We start from the raw sequence: 14,091 nt of genomic DNA, 5'->3' as shown, positions 1-14,091 counted from the left end.
TCGCGCCCGTCCGATGACCTCCCCGCCCCCTTTCGTCGCCGTCGTCCCCGCCCGTCTCGCGTCGACCCGCCTGCCGAACAAGCCGCTCGCCGATCTCGGCGGCAAGCCGATGGTCGTGCGCGTCGCCGAGCGCGCGCGTGAAGCGGGCGCGCAGCAGGTGCTCGTCGCGTCCGATGCGCAAAGCGTGCTCGACGCGGTGCGCGAGCACGGCTTCGACGCGGTGCTCACGCGCGCCGACCACCCGTCCGGCACCGACCGCCTCGCCGAGGTCGCCGCGAAGCTCGGCTTCGGCGATGACACGATCGTCGTCAATGTTCAGGGCGACGAGCCACTGATCGATCCGCAGCTCGTGTGCGACGTAGCGTCGCACCTCGCCGCGCATCCGTCGTGCGCGATCGCGACGGCCGCGCACCCGATTCACGAAGCGCACGAGGTGTTCAATCCGAACTACGTGAAGGTCGTGCTCGACGCGAACGACGTCGCGCTGTACTTCTCGCGCGCGCCGATTCCGTGGTCGCGCGACGCGTACCTGCCGCACTGGCCGAACGTCGCGGCGATGCCCGCGCCGACGTGCCCCGTCTATCGGCACATCGGCCTCTACGCCTATCGCGCGCGTTTCCTGCGCACGTATCCGACGCTCGCGCAGGCGCCGATCGAGGCGGCCGAGCAGCTCGAGCAACTGCGCGCGATGTGGCACGGCGAGCGGATCGCGGTGCTCGTCACCGAGCACGCGCCCGAGGCCGGCATCGACACGCCGGCCGATCTCGAACGCGTGCAGGCCCTTTTTCGGTCTCGCGCCAAATAACCCATGGCATAATCGGGCGATTGTGCGAGCGATCCGCCCGCGCCGCTCACCGAGATTCCGCCCCAAGCCCGACATTCGCCGGCCGCCGCGCGTCGCTTTCGACCCGCCGCAGTCAGACCGGCCGATCGCGCTTGCGGCAGGGTCGCCGAGCCGCGCAGCGGTTCCCGTAGCGTCTCGCGCCAAAGCATTCACATACCGGAGATATCACCATGCGTTTGATCCTGTTGGGCGCGCCCGGCGCGGGAAAGGGCACCCAGGCAAACTTCATCAAGGAAAAGTTCGGCATCCCGCAAATCTCGACGGGCGACATGCTGCGCGCCGCCGTGAAGGCCGGCACGCCGCTCGGCGTCGAGGCGAAGACGTACATGGATGAAGGCAGGCTCGTGCCGGATTCGCTGATCATCGGCCTCGTCAAGGAGCGCCTGAAGGAGGCGGACTGCGCGAACGGCTACCTGTTCGACGGCTTCCCGCGCACGATCGCGCAGGCCGACGCGATGAAGGAAGCGGGCGTCGCGATCGACTACGTGCTCGAAATCGACGTGCCGTTCCCGGAAATCATCGAACGGATGAGCGGCCGCCGCACGCACCCGGCGTCGGGCCGCACGTACCACGTGAAGTTCAACCCGCCGAAGGTCGAGGACAAGGACGACGTGACGGGCGAGCCCCTGATCCAGCGCGACGACGACAAGGAAGAGACGGTGAAGAAGCGCCTCGACGTGTACGAAGCGCAGACGAAGCCGCTCATCGCGTACTACGGCGACTGGGCGGCGCGCGGCGCGGAGAACGGCCTGAAGGCGCCCGCGTACCGGAAGATCTCCGGCCTCGGCTCTGTCGACGAAATCCGCGCGCGCGTGTTCGACGTGCTGAAATAATCGCGCCGCGGCGTGCGCCGCGCATGCCGCACGCGTGACGATGACGAAGGAACCGCCCTCCCCGGGCGGTTTTTTTTCGTCCGGTCGTTCGCTTCGCGCCGGGCTTCGGCGCTCGCTCGTACAATCGTCGCAGCGCGCGTGTCGCTTCACGACATTCGATCGACATTCATTCCAATCAATCCAAGGAGAAGGAGCAAACATGGAGATTCGCGACAACGTCTTCCTGATCACGGGCGGCGCGTCCGGGCTCGGCGCGGGCACCGCGCGCCTCTTGACCGAGGCGGGCGGCAAGGTCGTGCTCGCCGACCTGAATCAGGAAGCGGGAGAAGCGCTCGCGCGCGAGCTGGGCGGCGTGTTCGTCAAGTGCGACGTCGCGCGCGAAGAAGACGCGCAGGCGGCCGTCGCCGCCGCGACGAAGCTCGGCACGCTGCGCGGGCTCGTCAACTGCGCGGGCATCGCGCCCGCGGCGAAGACGGTCGGCAAGGACGGCCCGCACCCGCTCGAGCTGTTCGCGAAGACGATCACCGTGAACCTGATCGGCACGTTCAACATGATTCGCGTCGCGGCCGCCGCGATGGCCGCGAACGAGCCGGCGCAAACCGGCGAGCGCGGCGTGATCGTCAGCACCGCGTCGGTCGCCGCGTTCGACGGCCAGATCGGCCAGGCCGCGTACGCGGCGTCGAAGGCGGGCGTCGCCGGCATGACGCTGCCCATCGCGCGCGACCTGTCGCGCAACGCGATTCGCGTGATGACGATCGCGCCCGGCATCTTCGAGACGCCGATGCTGCTCGGCATGCCGAAGGAAGTGCAGGACGCGCTCGGCGCGATGGTGCCGTTCCCGCCTCGCCTCGGCAAGCCGGCCGAGTACGCGATGCTCGTCAAGCAGATCGTCGAGAACCCGATGCTCAACGGCGAAGTGATCCGCCTCGACGGCGCGATCCGGATGCAGCCGAAGTAACGAAGCGGCGCGCGCGGCCGTCGGGCGCCCCGCCCGGCCGCCCCGCCGCTCAATCGTCGTCGTCGCGCTGCATCCGCTGCCGCAACTCGCTGACCTGCGCTTCGACGATCGTCGCGTCGACCGCGTCGGGCCGCTCGCCGAGATACGTCTGCAGATCCTCGAGCGCGGGACGCAGGTAGTCGAGGCGCGCGTACGCGAAGCCGCGGTCGCGCACTTCGTCGAGCTGCCCCGGCAGCAGGATCACGAGCCGTTCCTGCACGCCGAGCAGCCGCTGCCAGCGCTCCGTCTGCAAATAGACGGCTTTCAGGTTGTTCAGCATCCGCGCGACGATCTCGCGTTCCGTCGCCGGCTGTAGCAGCACGCGCAGCACGCTCGCCGTGCCGCCCTCGGCGTGTGCGACGTAAGGCTCGAGCATCTCGACGAGCTCCGGTTCCGACAGCGAGCGCCCCGTCGTCGGATCGAGGATCGAATCGCCGTCCGGCAGCGCGATGCGCAGCAGGAAATGCCCGGGAAACGACACGCCGCGCGCCGGCACGCCAACCTGCCCGGCAAGCTCCAGATACAGCACCGCGAGCGTAATCGGAATCCCGCGGCGGCGCTTGAGCACCATGTTCAGATAGCTGTTGTCCGGATCGTAGTAGTCATTATGGTTGCACGCGAAGCCGAGCTCGCGGAAGAAGAAGTCGTTCAGGAGCGCGAGCTTCTCGCTCGCGCCCGCGCCGTCCGGCAGCCGCCTCGCGAGCCGCGCGGCGAGCGCGTCGAGCTCGGCGAGCACGCCTTGCAGGTCCACGTCGGGATAGGCGTCCTGCGCGAGCGACAACGCCGCCTCGGTGAGCGGCAGGCCATCGTCTTCGGCGACGAGCGAACTGAAATAGTCGAGAACGCGAGTCATTGGGGTCCGTTACTTGGCGCGCCGTCTGAAGTACGCGTATTTGAAACCCATCAGCCACAACATACCGAAATATAGTGCAGCGAACAGAACGAGGCAGGCGGCCATCAGCGCGATCCGCTCGAGCGGCGCCGCGCGCATCGCGGTCCAGTCGAAGTTGATCGCGAGCCAGTGCATCACGCCGGCGAGCACGAGCGACGCGCCCGCGAGCTGCGCGAAAAAACGCAGCCAGCCGGGCGACGGCTGGTAGATGCCGCGGCGGCGCAACCCGATGAAGAGGAGCAGCGAATTCAGGCACGCGCCGACGCCGATGCTGAGCGTGAGCCCCGCATGGCCGATGATCGGCACGAACACGTAGTTCGATAGCTGCGTGACGACGAGCACGCCGACCGCGATCTTCACGGGCGTCTTGATGTCCTGCTTCGCATAGAAGCCGGGCGCGAGGATCTTGATGAGGATGATGCCGACGAGGCCGATCCCGTATGTCGCGAGCGCGCGCGCGACCATCGTGACCGTGTGCGCGTCGAACTTGCCGTAGTTGAAGAGCGTCGCCGTCAACGGCTTGGCGAAGAAGAAGAGCGCGAGCGCGCTCGGCGCCGCGAGCAAGAACGTGACCCGCAGTCCCCAGTCGAGGAGCGCCGAATACTCGGTCGAATCGGCGTCGACATGCGCCTTCGACAGGCTCGGCAACAGGATCGTGCCGAGCGCGACGCCGAGGAGCGCGGTCGGGAATTCCATCAGCCGGTCGGCGTAATTGATCCACGACACGGCGCCCTGCCCGAGCCGCGACGCAATGTTCGTATTGATGATCAGCGATAACTGCGCGACCGACACCGCGAACGTCGCGGGCACCATCTTCGCGAGCACGCGCTTCACGCCCGGATGCGCGAGCGCGCGCATCGGATTGACGCCGATCGCGGGCACCATGTCGATCTTCTTCAGCCCCGGCAACTGCACCGCGAACTGCAGCACGCCGCCCGCGATCACCGCCCACGCGAGCGCGTAGACGGGCACCTTCAGATGCGGCGCGACGAACACGGCCGCGACGATGAACGCGACGTTCAGCAGCACGGGCGCGAACGCCGGCAGCGAAAAGCTCTTGTATGTGTTGAGCACGCCCGACGCGAGCGTCGTGAGCGAAATGAACACGATGTACGGGAACATGATCTGCGTCATCGCGACGGCGAGCGGGAACGCCTGCCCGTCCGCGCGCAGCCCCGACGCGACCGCGAACACGACCCACGACGCGCCGGCGATCCCGGCGAGCGACAGGAATGCGAGCGCCCACGCGAGCACGGTCGACATCGCGTCGACGAGCGCTTTCGTCACATCATGCCCTTTTTGATTCTTGAACTCGGCGAGAATCGGCACGAACGCCTGCGAGAACGCGCCTTCGGCGGACAGCCGGCGCAGCAGGTTCGGAATGCGGAAGGCGACGTAGAACGCGTCGGTGAATTGACTGGCGCCGAACGCGCGGGCGATCAGCGTCTCACGGGCCAGTCCGGTCACGCGCGACAGCAGCGTGAAGCCGCTGACCGTCAGCAGGGCTCGGAATAGATTCATGGGGCGCTTATTATACGGACCTCGGGCGACAGCGACCGATACGTTCGAGCAAAAGGGGCGTACCGGCGCGGGCGTACCGGCGCGGGCGTACCGGCGCGGGCGTACCGGCGCGGGCGGACCTGCGAGAGGCATCCGGTCATGGGCGCGCCGCCGTCGACATATCGGCACGGACGCCCGCGCCGGCGTTTCGGCGAATGCGTCTTGCGCTTGCCACTCGCTTGATTTTGTTGTTATAATTGCCGGTTTCTGAGCCTGTCATACGATACGCGTGCGTTGCGTGCGTCGCCCAAGCGTCGTTTCGCGGTCAAGCGCGTCGGCCGGCCTCGGTTAAAACCGACGTTTTTTTGCGCTCCCGGGCAATCGCTCCCGGGAGTCGGATCGAAAAGCAGCGCTTGGCCGTCAGGCTCCAAGCTCTGGAAACAGGACAGGATAAGGAACCGTCATGGCTAACTCCGCACAAGCACGCAAGCGCGCCCGCCAGGCAGCGAAGGCAAACTCGCACAACTCGGCGCTGCGTTCGAAATTCCGCACCGCGATCAAGGCCGTCCGCAAGGCGATCGACGCCGGCGATCAGGCAAAGGCCGCCGAACTCTTCAAGGCCGCGACGAAGACGATCGACACGATCGCCGACAAGAAGATCGTTCACAAGAACAAGGCCGCTCGCCACAAGAGCCGCCTCTCCGCAGCCGTCAAGGGCCTGCAGGCACAAGCCGCGCAGTAAAGATCCGGCGCGCCCGCAAGGCGGGCGCCCTGTTTCCTCTGCGATCGACAAAAAAGCCCGCTTCACGCGGGCTTTTTTGCTTCGGATTTTCGCCGTTCTCACGATGCTCGGCCGCCGCGGCCCGATCCACGCCCGCCTGCGTCGCCCGCCCTCGCCTCATTGCCGAAGCGCAGCCGTTTCGCCTATCTTTGCGTCTTGCTGTAATCGGGCAGCTCGCACGCCTCGGTGACAACGAGGTTGTTGTCCTTAGCGAAATTCATCACGAAATCGAACGCCATCGGCTCGACATCGCGCAGCCGGGCATCGACGATCACGCACTTGAGATCGCCGAGCAGCGTCGGCCGCACGTAGCGCGAATATTGAAGGCGGGCATTGGGCCCGCTCGCCCCCGGACCGTAGCACGACATCACGCCTGCGAGACGCTCGGACCAGTCGCTCGGCCGAAACTTCTTCCCATCTTTCGTGATGCCCTGAATGAAATATTCGGTCGGGAGAGTTTCAGCCATGAGGGTACCCAAGTGACGGCCCAGCAGTGCTCCGGCGCCGTTGCGCCTGGACACTTCGAACACAATGGAAGCGGCTTCGCGGCGGCTCTCGACGAGCGCACCCGACCGTGCATTCCGGCTTGCGGCTTGCGGCGCATCGCGCGCAGGCGAGCCGTCACGTCGGCCGATTGTGTCCGGCAGACCAGGCATGAACCTTGCCCGCCGGGCTTGAGAAAACCTTGAAATTATACCGCAGCGCGCCATTGCGCGTCGTGTCGAGGCATGCCGGAAATCGGCGCGGCGGCGCGGCGAGCGCCCGGCGGCCACGCCGCGCGGCTCGTCAAAGCATAAAAAATCCTTTATGCTGGTTCGAGTTATCACATCCGACGGCGGCGCCGTCCGGCGCGTTCGCCGCCGGTTTGAGTCCGCCGTATTCCGTTTCATGACCGCCAAAACCATTCGTCACTACCTGCAGTTCAAGGATTTCTCGCTGGAAGACTACGAGTACGTGCTCGAACGCACGGGTATCCTGAAGCGCAAATTCAAGAACTACGAGACCTATCACCCGCTGCACGACCGCACGCTCGCGATGATCTTCGAGAAGAGCTCGACGCGCACGCGCCTGTCGTTCGAGGCCGGGATCTTCCAGCTAGGCGGCCACGCCGTGTTCATGAGCACGCGCGACACGCAGCTCGGCCGCGGCGAGCCCGTCGAGGATTCGGCGCAGGTGATCTCGCGAATGGTCGACATCATCATGATCCGCACGTTCGAGCAGGACATCATCCAGCGCTTCGCCGAGAATTCGCGCGTGCCCGTGATCAATGGTCTGACGAACGAGTACCACCCGTGCCAGGTGCTCGCCGACATCTTCACGTATTACGAGCATCGCGGCCCGATTCGCGGCAAGACGGTCGCATGGGTCGGCGACGCGAACAACATGCTGTACACGTGGATACAGGCCGCGCGCATCCTCGACTTCAAGTTGCGGCTGTCGACGCCGCCCGGCTACGCGCTCGACGCGAAGCTCGTCGACGCGGAAAGCGCGCTGTTCTATCAGGTGTTCGACGATCCGAACGAAGCGTGCAAGGGCGCGGACCTCGTCACGACCGACGTGTGGACGAGCATGGGCTTCGAAGCGGAGAACGAGGCGCGCAAGCAGGCGTTCGCCGACTGGTGCGTCGACGGGGAGATGATGTCGCACGCGAATCCCGACGCGCTCTTCATGCACTGCCTGCCCGCGCACCGCGGCGAGGAAGTGGCGGCGAGCGTGATCGACGGCCCGCAAAGCGTCGTGTGGGACGAGGCGGAAAACCGCCTGCACGTGCAAAAGGCGCTGATGGAGTTCCTGCTGCTCGGGCGCCTGAACCACTGACGCACGGGCGCGACAAAAAACCTCGCTGATCGACAGCGAGGTTTTTTATCGGTCTACCGCCGATGCGGCCGATGCGCGCGGCCGCGCCCCGCCTACAGGCATACCGGCTCCGGCTCCAGCTCGACGCCGAAGCGCTCGCGCACGTCGCGCTGAATCGCACGCGCGAGCGCGAGGACGTCAGCGCCCGACGCGCCGCCGCGATTGACGAGCACGAGCGCCTGCCGCTCGTGGACGGCCGCCGCGCCGAGCGCGCGCCCTTTCCATCCGCAGCGGTCGATCAGCCAGCCGGCCGCGAGCTTCACGCGGCCGTCCGGCTGCGGATACGACACGACGTCGGGCTCGCGCGCGCGCAGCGCGGCGAACGCCTGCGCGTCGATCACCGGATTCTTGAAGAAGCTGCCCGCGTTGCCGAGCTCGAGCGGATCGGGCAGCTTCGCGCGCCGGATCGCGACGACTGCGTCGAACACGTCGCGCGCGCGCGCGACGTTTGCGTCGATGCCGCGCGCGGCGAGTTCGCGCGCGACGTCCGCATAGCCGATGCGCGGCGTCCATGCCTTCGGCAGCCGGAACGTCACCGACACGATCGCGAAACGGCCGCGCCCTTCCCGCTTGAAGAAACTGTCTCGATAACCGAACGCGCAGCGCGTGGCGTCGAATTCGGCGATCTCGCCCGTCGCGAGCTCGACCGCGCGCAACGACGCGAAACGCTCCCTCATCTCGACCCCGTACGCACCGATGTTCTGGATCGGCGCCGCGCCGACCGTGCCCGGAATCAGCGCGAGATTCTCGAGCCCCGGCATGCCTTCGGCGAGCGTCCATTCGACGAACGCGTGCCAGTTCTCGCCGCCGCCCGCCTCGACGTACCACGCGTCGTCGTCCTCGCGCGCGAGCGCGCGGCCGCGGATCTCGTCGAGCAGCACGAGGCCGTCGAAGTCGCCCGTCAACACCACGTTGCTGCCGCCGCCGAGCACGAGCGTGTCGAGCCCCGCGACGCGCGGGTCGCGCGCGAGCGACGCGAACTGCCCGGGCGAGCCGATCCGCGCCGCAACGCGCGCGCGCACATCGAAGCCGAACGTGTTGTGCGCGCGCAGCGGATAGTCGGGAAGCAACTGGACGGAGGAATCGGGATGGAACATCGGCATTCGCGGTTGCGCCGGCGCGCGGTCAAGTCCGCGGCCTTGGGCAAATGTAGGGGCGCCGGTAAAATGGCGGTCGTCCGCAATTATAGCGAGTGCCCGTGCGCTGGCCGCGTGCGGCACGCTCTACAGGAGAATGCCATGCCATCGTTCGACGTCGTTTCCGAAGCGAACATGATTGAAGTGAAAAACGCAGTCGAGCAATCGAACAAGGAAATTTCGACCCGCTTCGACTTCAAGGGCTCCGACGCGCGCGTCGAGCAGAAGGAGCGCGAGCTCACCCTCTACGCCGACGACGACTTCAAGCTCGGCCAGGTCAAGGACGTGCTGATCGGCAAGATGGCGAAGCGCAACGTCGACGTGCGCTTCCTCGACTACGGCAAGATCGAGAAGATCGGCGGCGACAAGGTCAAGCAGGTCGTGACGATCAAGAAAGGCGTGTCGGGCGACCTCGCGAAGAAGGTCGTGCGCATCGTGAAGGACAGCAAGATCAAGGTGCAGGCGAGCATCCAGGGCGACGCGGTGCGCGTGTCCGGCGCGAAGCGCGACGATCTGCAAAGCGTGATCGCGCTGCTGCGCAAGGAAGTGACCGATACGCCGCTCGACTTCAACAACTTCCGCGACTGACGCCCGGACGGGCGGCGCGTGGGCGGCTCATCCGCGCGCCGCGGGCGAGCGCGCGGATCACGCGCCCGTTTTCTTTCGCCCGATCCGGCTTTCCTCGCCGGCGAGCAGCTTCGAGATGTTCGACCGATGCCGCCAGATCAGCAGCACGCTCATCGCGAGCACGGCCCACGCGACCGGATTGTTGCGCGTGCCGAACAGGAACACGTCGAAAACCGGCGCGAACACGGCCGCGACCAGTGCCGCGAGCGACGAATAGCGAAAGAAGAACGCAATGATGAGCCACGTGAGCGCGGTCGCGAGGCCGAGCGCCGGATGCACGGCTAGCAGCACGCCCGCCGCGGTCGCGACGCCCTTGCCGCCCTGGAAGCGGAAGAACACCGGATACAGGTGGCCGAGGAATACGGCGATCGCCGCGAGCGCGACGCCGATCTCGCCGCCGATGCCGAAGCGCCTGACGAGCCAGACCGCGAGCCAGCCCTTGAATGCATCGCCGACGAGCGTGAGGATCGCCGCCTTCTTGTTGCCGCTGCGCAGCACGTTGGTCGCGCCGGGATTCTTCGAGCCGTACGAGCGGGGGTCGTCGAGCCCCATCGCGGCGCTGACGACGACGGCGAATGACACCGATCCGATCAGATAGGCGGCGACGGTAGCGAGCAGGATCTGCATGCGAAGGACTCTTGTTTCAACGTATGGGTTGGATGGGCGGCCTCGATCGCGAAGCCGCGGCGGCGCTCATTCTACCGAAGCGGCGCGGCGCGCCATGCGGGTGAAACCCTCAGTCGACGCTCGCGCACTGCACCGGCCGCGCGTTCAGCAGCGTCGTCAGCACCGCCGGCGCGAGGCTCACCAGATAGCCGCGCCGGCCGCCGTTCAGGTAGATCGACGGCAGATCGAGGATCGTCGATTCGACATAGACGGGCATCGCCTTCTTCGTGCCGAACGGCGACGTGCCGCCGACGAGGTAGCCCGAATGCCGGTTCGCGACCTCCGGCTTGCACGGCTCGACGCGCTTCGCGCCGATCTGCCGCGCAAGGTTCTTCGTCGACACCGTGCGGTCGCCGTGCATCAGGATGATGAGCGGCTTCGCGTGCTCGTCTTCCATCACGAGCGTCTTCACGACCGCGTGCTCGTCGGCGCCCAGTTGCCGCGCCGATTCGGACGTGCCGCCGTGGTCGACGTATTCGTAGACGTGCTCGCCGAATGCAACGCCGTGGCGGCGCAGGAACTGCGTCGCGGGCGTTTCGGAAACGTGTTTGGATTTGCTCATGCGCGCATTTTAATTGCACGCGGCGCGCGGGACCATTGTCCGAATGGCAGATTGTCCGCGCGGCGGCTGCGTGGCACGATCGTCGCCACACGATCGGCGACGCGCGCGACACCGCGCTCGCGCCGATTCATCGGAGAAACCATGACCATCGAGTTTTCCACCGGCGCGGCGATCGACGTCGATGCGCTGATCGGCGCATTGCCGTCGCGAATCGCGGCGCTGCCCGCGCGCGTCGCCGAGCGCACGCCCGATCACGTCGCACTGATCGAGGACGCCCGTCGGCTCACGTATGCGCAGCTCGCGCGCGCAATCGACGCGGCGGCGGACCGGCTGCGCGGCCTCGGCGTGCAAGGCGGCGACCGCGTGATGATCGTCGCGGAGAACAGCATCGCGCAGATCGTGCTGCTGTTCGCGGCGACACGACTCGACGCGTGGGCGATCGTGTCGAACGCGCGCCTCTCGGCGGCCGAGCTCGACGCGATCGCCGCGCATGCGCAGCCGCGCCTGATCGCGTTCGTCACCGGCACGTCGCCCGATGCGCACGCCCACGCCGAGCGACGCGGCGCGCAGCCGGCCGCGCCGTTCGAGCTCGACATCGGCGCGTGGTCGTACACGATCGATGCACGCCCGCGCGCGGAGCCGGTCGAGGCGGACGGCGCACGCCAGTGCGCGGCGCTCGTCTATACGACGGGCACGACCGGCACGCCGAAGGGGGTGATGCTGTCGCACCGCAATCTGCTGTTCGTCGCCGCGGTGTCGAGCGCACTGCGGCGCGTCGCGCCCGCCGACATCGTCTACGCGGTGCTGCCCGTGTCGCACGTGTACGGGCTCGCGTCGGTCTGCCTCGGCAGCCTCTACGCGGGTGCGACGCTCAGGCTCGCGCCCCGCTTCTCGCCGCAGGCGCTGCGCCGCGCGCTCGTCGACGAGCGCGTGACGATCTTCCAGGGCGTGCCCGCCATGCACGCGAAACTGCTCGAGCATCTGCGCACGCACGGGCATGCGTGGCACGCACCGCACCTGCGCTTCGCGTACTCGGGCGGCTCGCCGCTCGACGCCGATCTGAAGGCGCGCGTCGAACGCGTCTACGGCCTGCCACTGCACAACGGCTACGGAATGACCGAGAGCAGCCCGACGATCGCACAAACGCCGATCGACGCGCCGCGCGCCGATTGCTCGGTCGGCGTGCCGATCCCGGGCGTCGCCGTGCGCTTCTGCGCGGCGAACGGAGCCGATGTCGCGCCGGGCGAAGTCGGCGAGCTGTGGGTGCGCGGGCCGAACGTGATGCTCGGCTACTACCGCAATCCGGAGGGCACGCGCGCGGCGGTCACGGCGGACGGCTGGCTGAAGACGGGCGACCTCGCACGCGCCGGCGCCGACGGCGCGGTGACGATTGTCGGCCGCAGCAAGGAACTCATCATCCGTTCGGGCTTCAACGTCTATCCGTCCGAAGTCGAGCAGGCGCTGAACGCACATCCGGACGTCGTGCAGTCCGCGGTGATCGGACGCGCGGTCGAAGGCGACGAGGAAGTGATCGCGTTCGTCGAGCTCGCGCCGAACGCGGCCGCAACCGAAGGCGATCTGAAGGAATGGTGCGCGGACAGGCTCGCGCCGTACAAGCGCCCCGCGCAAATCCGCGCGCTCGACGCGCTGCCTGCCGCGTCGACGGGCAAGGTGCTCAAGCACCGGTTGCGCGAGATGCGATGATTCGGCGCGGCCCGCGATCACGCCGCTCGTCGGTGAGCCCGCAGCCGCGCGAACGAGACGAGGATGCCGGCGCACGTCGAGATCCGCGCGCATCGACTCCGACGATCACGCGCGCGCAACGGCGCCCCCGATTGCAACGCGAGAGCGTCACCCGCGCGGATGATGCGCCGCATGCAGCATCTTCAACCGCTCGCGGGCGACGTGCGTGTAGATCTGCGTCGTCGAGATATCGCTATGGCCGAGCAGCAGTTGCACGACCCGCAAGTCCGCGCCGTGATTCAGCAGGTGCGTTGCGAACGCGTGCCGCAGCGTGTGCGGGGACAGATGCACGCGAACGTCCGCCTGCTGCGCATGGCGCTTGATGATGTTCCAGAACTGTTGGCGCGTCATGCCGTCGCCGCGCGCGGTGACGAACAGCGCGTCCGCCGCGCGTGCACCGAGGAGCGCAGGCCGCGCGCCGCGCAGATAGCGCTCGATCCAGCCGTGCGCGACTTCGCCGAACGGCACGAGCCGCTCTTTCGAGCCCTTGCCCGTCACGCGCACCACGCCTTCGTTCAATCCGACCTCGACCGTCTTCAGCGTGACGAGCTCGCTCACGCGCAGCCCGCTCGCATACATCAGTTCGAGCATCGTGCGGTCGCGCAGGCCGAGCGGCGTGTCGACGTCGGGTGCGGCGAGGAGCGCCTCGACCTGCGCCTCGGACAGCGTCGACGGAAACCGCGGCGCCTGTTTCGCCGATGCGATCCTGAGCGTCGGATCGACGGCCGTGCGGTGCTCGCGCACCGCCCAGCCGTAGTAGCGGCGAAACACCGACAGCCGGCGATTCGACGACGTCGCCTTGCCGTCGCTGCGTGCGGCGATGTAGCCCTCGAGCATCGGCCTTTCGGCACGATCGAGACTCGCCGCGTGCCGCGCGGCGAGCCACTGCGCGAACAATTGCAGGTCGCGCCGATACGCGTCCAGCGTGTTGCGCGACAGCCCGTGCTCGAGCCACATCGCATCGCAGAACAGATCGATCGACGTGCGGCTGTCGAGCCACGCGGGCGACGCGGCCGACTCGTCGGCCGGACGGTCGGCCGACGGCGCGAGCGCGCGGCCGGCGTCGCCGCCCGCCGGGTCGGTTGCGGGAATGCGTACTGCGCGCGCCATCAGTACCGCACGCCCTCGTGCGCAAGCAGCCAGCGCTTGACCTTCAGGAAGTAGCCTTCGTCGTCGTGGTTCGCGAATCCGCCGATCCCGCCCGACGCGACGACGCGGTGGCACGGAATCACGAGCGGAAAATAGTTCGCCCCGCAGGCCTGGCCGACCGCGCGCGGCGCGCTGCCGATCTGCTTGGCGACCTGCCCGTAGGTCAGCACGATGCCGGGCGGAATCGCGTTGATCGCGCTCCACACCCGATGCTGGAACGGCGTGCCGACTTCGGCGAGCGGCAGGTCGAAACGCGCGGATGCGCGCTCGAAATAGCGCTCGATCTGACGCGCCACCCGCTTCGCGAGCGCCGTGTCCGGCGCGACGCTCTTCATCGAATCAGGCAGATAGACGATCTCTCGCACGACCGACGCGTCGGTGCGGATGCCGACCTTGCCGAACGGCGCATCGATTACTGCGTTGAACATCGTTCTCTCCTGAAAGGGCGCGCCCGCGCGATGCGCCGGCCGCCCGCCAAACCGTCACAAGCCGTCACTTTACGCC

General features: G+C 67.5%; 15 protein-coding genes. 7 read left to right on the top strand and 8 right to left on the bottom strand.

The window, feature by feature from the left end; translation table 11 throughout:
* Positions 1–13 precede the first annotated feature (13 nt).
* The 3 genes from kdsB to WS92_RS14980 all read left to right on the top strand — a co-directional run bounded on the left by kdsB (position 14) and on the right by WS92_RS14980 (position 2,635).
* Positions 14–805 (top strand): 3-deoxy-manno-octulosonate cytidylyltransferase, encoded by a 792-nt coding sequence (gene kdsB / locus WS92_RS14990; protein ID WP_059932049.1) that lies wholly within the window; start codon positions 14–16, stop codon positions 803–805.
* Between the two features lie 209 nt (positions 806–1,014).
* Positions 1,015–1,677 carry an adenylate kinase gene (gene adk, locus WS92_RS14985; RefSeq protein WP_015602017.1) on the top strand — a complete coding sequence of 221 codons (663 nt, stop codon included), beginning with the start codon at positions 1,015–1,017 and terminating at the stop codon, positions 1,675–1,677.
* Positions 1,678–1,876: 199 nt separating this feature from the next.
* Positions 1,877–2,635, top strand: a complete 759-nt coding sequence (locus WS92_RS14980; protein WP_009911462.1) for a 3-hydroxyacyl-CoA dehydrogenase — start codon at positions 1,877–1,879, stop codon at positions 2,633–2,635.
* Positions 2,636–2,684: 49 nt separating this feature from the next.
* On the opposite strand, the gene WS92_RS14975 is transcribed toward WS92_RS14980, so the two are convergent.
* Together WS92_RS14975 and murJ are read right to left on the bottom strand one after the other, a co-directional pair.
* Positions 2,685–3,527 carry a SirB1 family protein gene (locus WS92_RS14975; RefSeq protein WP_059932047.1) on the bottom strand — a complete coding sequence of 281 codons (843 nt, stop codon included), beginning with the start codon at positions 3,525–3,527 and terminating at the stop codon, positions 2,685–2,687.
* A 9-nt stretch (positions 3,528–3,536) separates the two neighbouring features.
* Complete coding sequence (gene murJ, locus WS92_RS14970; protein WP_006024778.1) at positions 3,537–5,087, bottom strand: murein biosynthesis integral membrane protein MurJ; 1,551 nt, start codon at positions 5,085–5,087, stop codon at positions 3,537–3,539.
* Positions 5,088–5,529: 442 nt separating this feature from the next.
* Between murJ and rpsT the strand changes: the two genes are divergently transcribed.
* A complete protein-coding gene (gene rpsT / locus WS92_RS14965; RefSeq protein ID WP_004189743.1) occupies positions 5,530–5,808 on the top strand; it encodes a 30S ribosomal protein S20 in 279 nt (92 codons plus the stop codon).
* A 182-nt stretch (positions 5,809–5,990) separates the two neighbouring features.
* On the opposite strand, the gene WS92_RS14960 is transcribed toward rpsT, so the two are convergent.
* Positions 5,991–6,314 carry a DUF3579 domain-containing protein gene (locus tag WS92_RS14960; protein WP_015601884.1) on the bottom strand — a complete coding sequence of 108 codons (324 nt, stop codon included), beginning with the start codon at positions 6,312–6,314 and terminating at the stop codon, positions 5,991–5,993.
* A 421-nt stretch (positions 6,315–6,735) separates the two neighbouring features.
* On the opposite strand from WS92_RS14960, the gene argF reads away from it, so the two are divergent.
* Complete coding sequence (gene argF / locus WS92_RS14955) at positions 6,736–7,665, top strand: ornithine carbamoyltransferase (RefSeq protein WP_009911459.1); 930 nt, start codon at positions 6,736–6,738, stop codon at positions 7,663–7,665.
* Positions 7,666–7,757: 92 nt separating this feature from the next.
* Here the strand turns inward: argF and murB are convergent, their stop codons facing one another.
* Positions 7,758–8,807: a UDP-N-acetylmuramate dehydrogenase gene (murB, locus tag WS92_RS14950; protein WP_059932045.1), complete on the bottom strand. Its 1,050-nt coding sequence runs from the start codon at positions 8,805–8,807 to the stop codon at positions 7,758–7,760.
* 135 nt (positions 8,808–8,942) lie between these two features.
* On the opposite strand from murB, the gene WS92_RS14945 reads away from it, so the two are divergent.
* Complete coding sequence (locus tag WS92_RS14945) at positions 8,943–9,428, top strand: YajQ family cyclic di-GMP-binding protein (protein ID WP_059932043.1); 486 nt, start codon at positions 8,943–8,945, stop codon at positions 9,426–9,428.
* 57 nt (positions 9,429–9,485) lie between these two features.
* On the opposite strand, the gene plsY is transcribed toward WS92_RS14945, so the two are convergent.
* Both plsY and ybaK read right to left on the bottom strand, forming a co-directional pair.
* A complete protein-coding gene (gene plsY, locus WS92_RS14940; protein ID WP_015600394.1) occupies positions 9,486–10,094 on the bottom strand; it encodes a glycerol-3-phosphate 1-O-acyltransferase PlsY in 609 nt (202 codons plus the stop codon).
* Positions 10,095–10,203: 109 nt separating this feature from the next.
* Positions 10,204–10,695, bottom strand: coding sequence for a Cys-tRNA(Pro) deacylase (ybaK, locus tag WS92_RS14935; protein WP_059932041.1), 492 nt, complete (start codon positions 10,693–10,695; stop codon positions 10,204–10,206).
* A gap of 141 nt (positions 10,696–10,836) precedes the next feature.
* On the opposite strand from ybaK, the gene WS92_RS14930 reads away from it, so the two are divergent.
* Positions 10,837–12,399, top strand: coding sequence for a class I adenylate-forming enzyme family protein (locus WS92_RS14930; RefSeq protein ID WP_059932038.1), 1,563 nt, complete (start codon positions 10,837–10,839; stop codon positions 12,397–12,399).
* 147 nt (positions 12,400–12,546) lie between these two features.
* On the opposite strand, the gene xerD is transcribed toward WS92_RS14930, so the two are convergent.
* Together xerD and WS92_RS14920 are read right to left on the bottom strand one after the other, a co-directional pair.
* The gene (xerD, locus tag WS92_RS14925) at positions 12,547–13,548 is read right to left on the bottom strand and encodes a site-specific tyrosine recombinase XerD (protein ID WP_015600900.1); all 1,002 of its coding nucleotides are present in this window, start codon (positions 13,546–13,548) and stop codon (positions 12,547–12,549) included.
* The gene (locus WS92_RS14920) at positions 13,548–14,015 is read right to left on the bottom strand and encodes a methylated-DNA--[protein]-cysteine S-methyltransferase (RefSeq protein ID WP_015601174.1); all 468 of its coding nucleotides are present in this window, start codon (positions 14,013–14,015) and stop codon (positions 13,548–13,550) included. Before WS92_RS14920 ends, xerD begins: the two co-directional genes overlap by 1 nt.
* Positions 14,016–14,091: the final 76 nt, after the last annotated feature.

Origin of the sequence: Burkholderia sp. MSMB1588 (assembly GCF_001546925.1) — a bacterium.
GTDB lineage: Bacteria > Pseudomonadota > Gammaproteobacteria > Burkholderiales > Burkholderiaceae > Burkholderia > Burkholderia humptydooensis.
Note: the sequence above shows the minus strand (reverse complement) of the source record. Positions and strands in the feature narration are given on the sequence as shown.

Excerpts from the sequence above, each read along its gene's own strand:
- WS92_RS14930 (WP_059932038.1), top strand. The coding sequence starts at position 10,837 with ATGACCATCGAGTTTTCCACCGGCGCGGCGATCGACGTCGATGCGCTG.
- WS92_RS14945 (WP_059932043.1), top strand. The coding sequence starts at position 8,943 with ATGCCATCGTTCGACGTCGTTTCCGAAGCGAACATGATTGAAGTGAAA.
- plsY (WP_015600394.1), bottom strand. The coding sequence starts at position 10,094 with ATGCAGATCCTGCTCGCTACCGTCGCCGCCTATCTGATCGGATCGGTG.
- WS92_RS14920 (WP_015601174.1), bottom strand. The coding sequence starts at position 14,015 with ATGTTCAACGCAGTAATCGATGCGCCGTTCGGCAAGGTCGGCATCCGC.
- kdsB (WP_059932049.1), top strand. The coding sequence starts at position 14 with ATGACCTCCCCGCCCCCTTTCGTCGCCGTCGTCCCCGCCCGTCTCGCG.
- murB (WP_059932045.1), bottom strand. The coding sequence starts at position 8,807 with ATGCCGATGTTCCATCCCGATTCCTCCGTCCAGTTGCTTCCCGACTAT.
- argF (WP_009911459.1), top strand. The coding sequence starts at position 6,736 with ATGACCGCCAAAACCATTCGTCACTACCTGCAGTTCAAGGATTTCTCG.
- ybaK (WP_059932041.1), bottom strand. The coding sequence starts at position 10,695 with ATGAGCAAATCCAAACACGTTTCCGAAACGCCCGCGACGCAGTTCCTG.
- xerD (WP_015600900.1), bottom strand. The coding sequence starts at position 13,548 with ATGGCGCGCGCAGTACGCATTCCCGCAACCGACCCGGCGGGCGGCGAC.
- rpsT (WP_004189743.1), top strand. The coding sequence starts at position 5,530 with ATGGCTAACTCCGCACAAGCACGCAAGCGCGCCCGCCAGGCAGCGAAG.
- murJ (WP_006024778.1), bottom strand. The coding sequence starts at position 5,087 with ATGAATCTATTCCGAGCCCTGCTGACGGTCAGCGGCTTCACGCTGCTG.
- WS92_RS14980 (WP_009911462.1), top strand. The coding sequence starts at position 1,877 with ATGGAGATTCGCGACAACGTCTTCCTGATCACGGGCGGCGCGTCCGGG.
- WS92_RS14975 (WP_059932047.1), bottom strand. The coding sequence starts at position 3,527 with ATGACTCGCGTTCTCGACTATTTCAGTTCGCTCGTCGCCGAAGACGAT.
- adk (WP_015602017.1), top strand. The coding sequence starts at position 1,015 with ATGCGTTTGATCCTGTTGGGCGCGCCCGGCGCGGGAAAGGGCACCCAG.
- WS92_RS14960 (WP_015601884.1), bottom strand. The coding sequence starts at position 6,314 with ATGGCTGAAACTCTCCCGACCGAATATTTCATTCAGGGCATCACGAAA.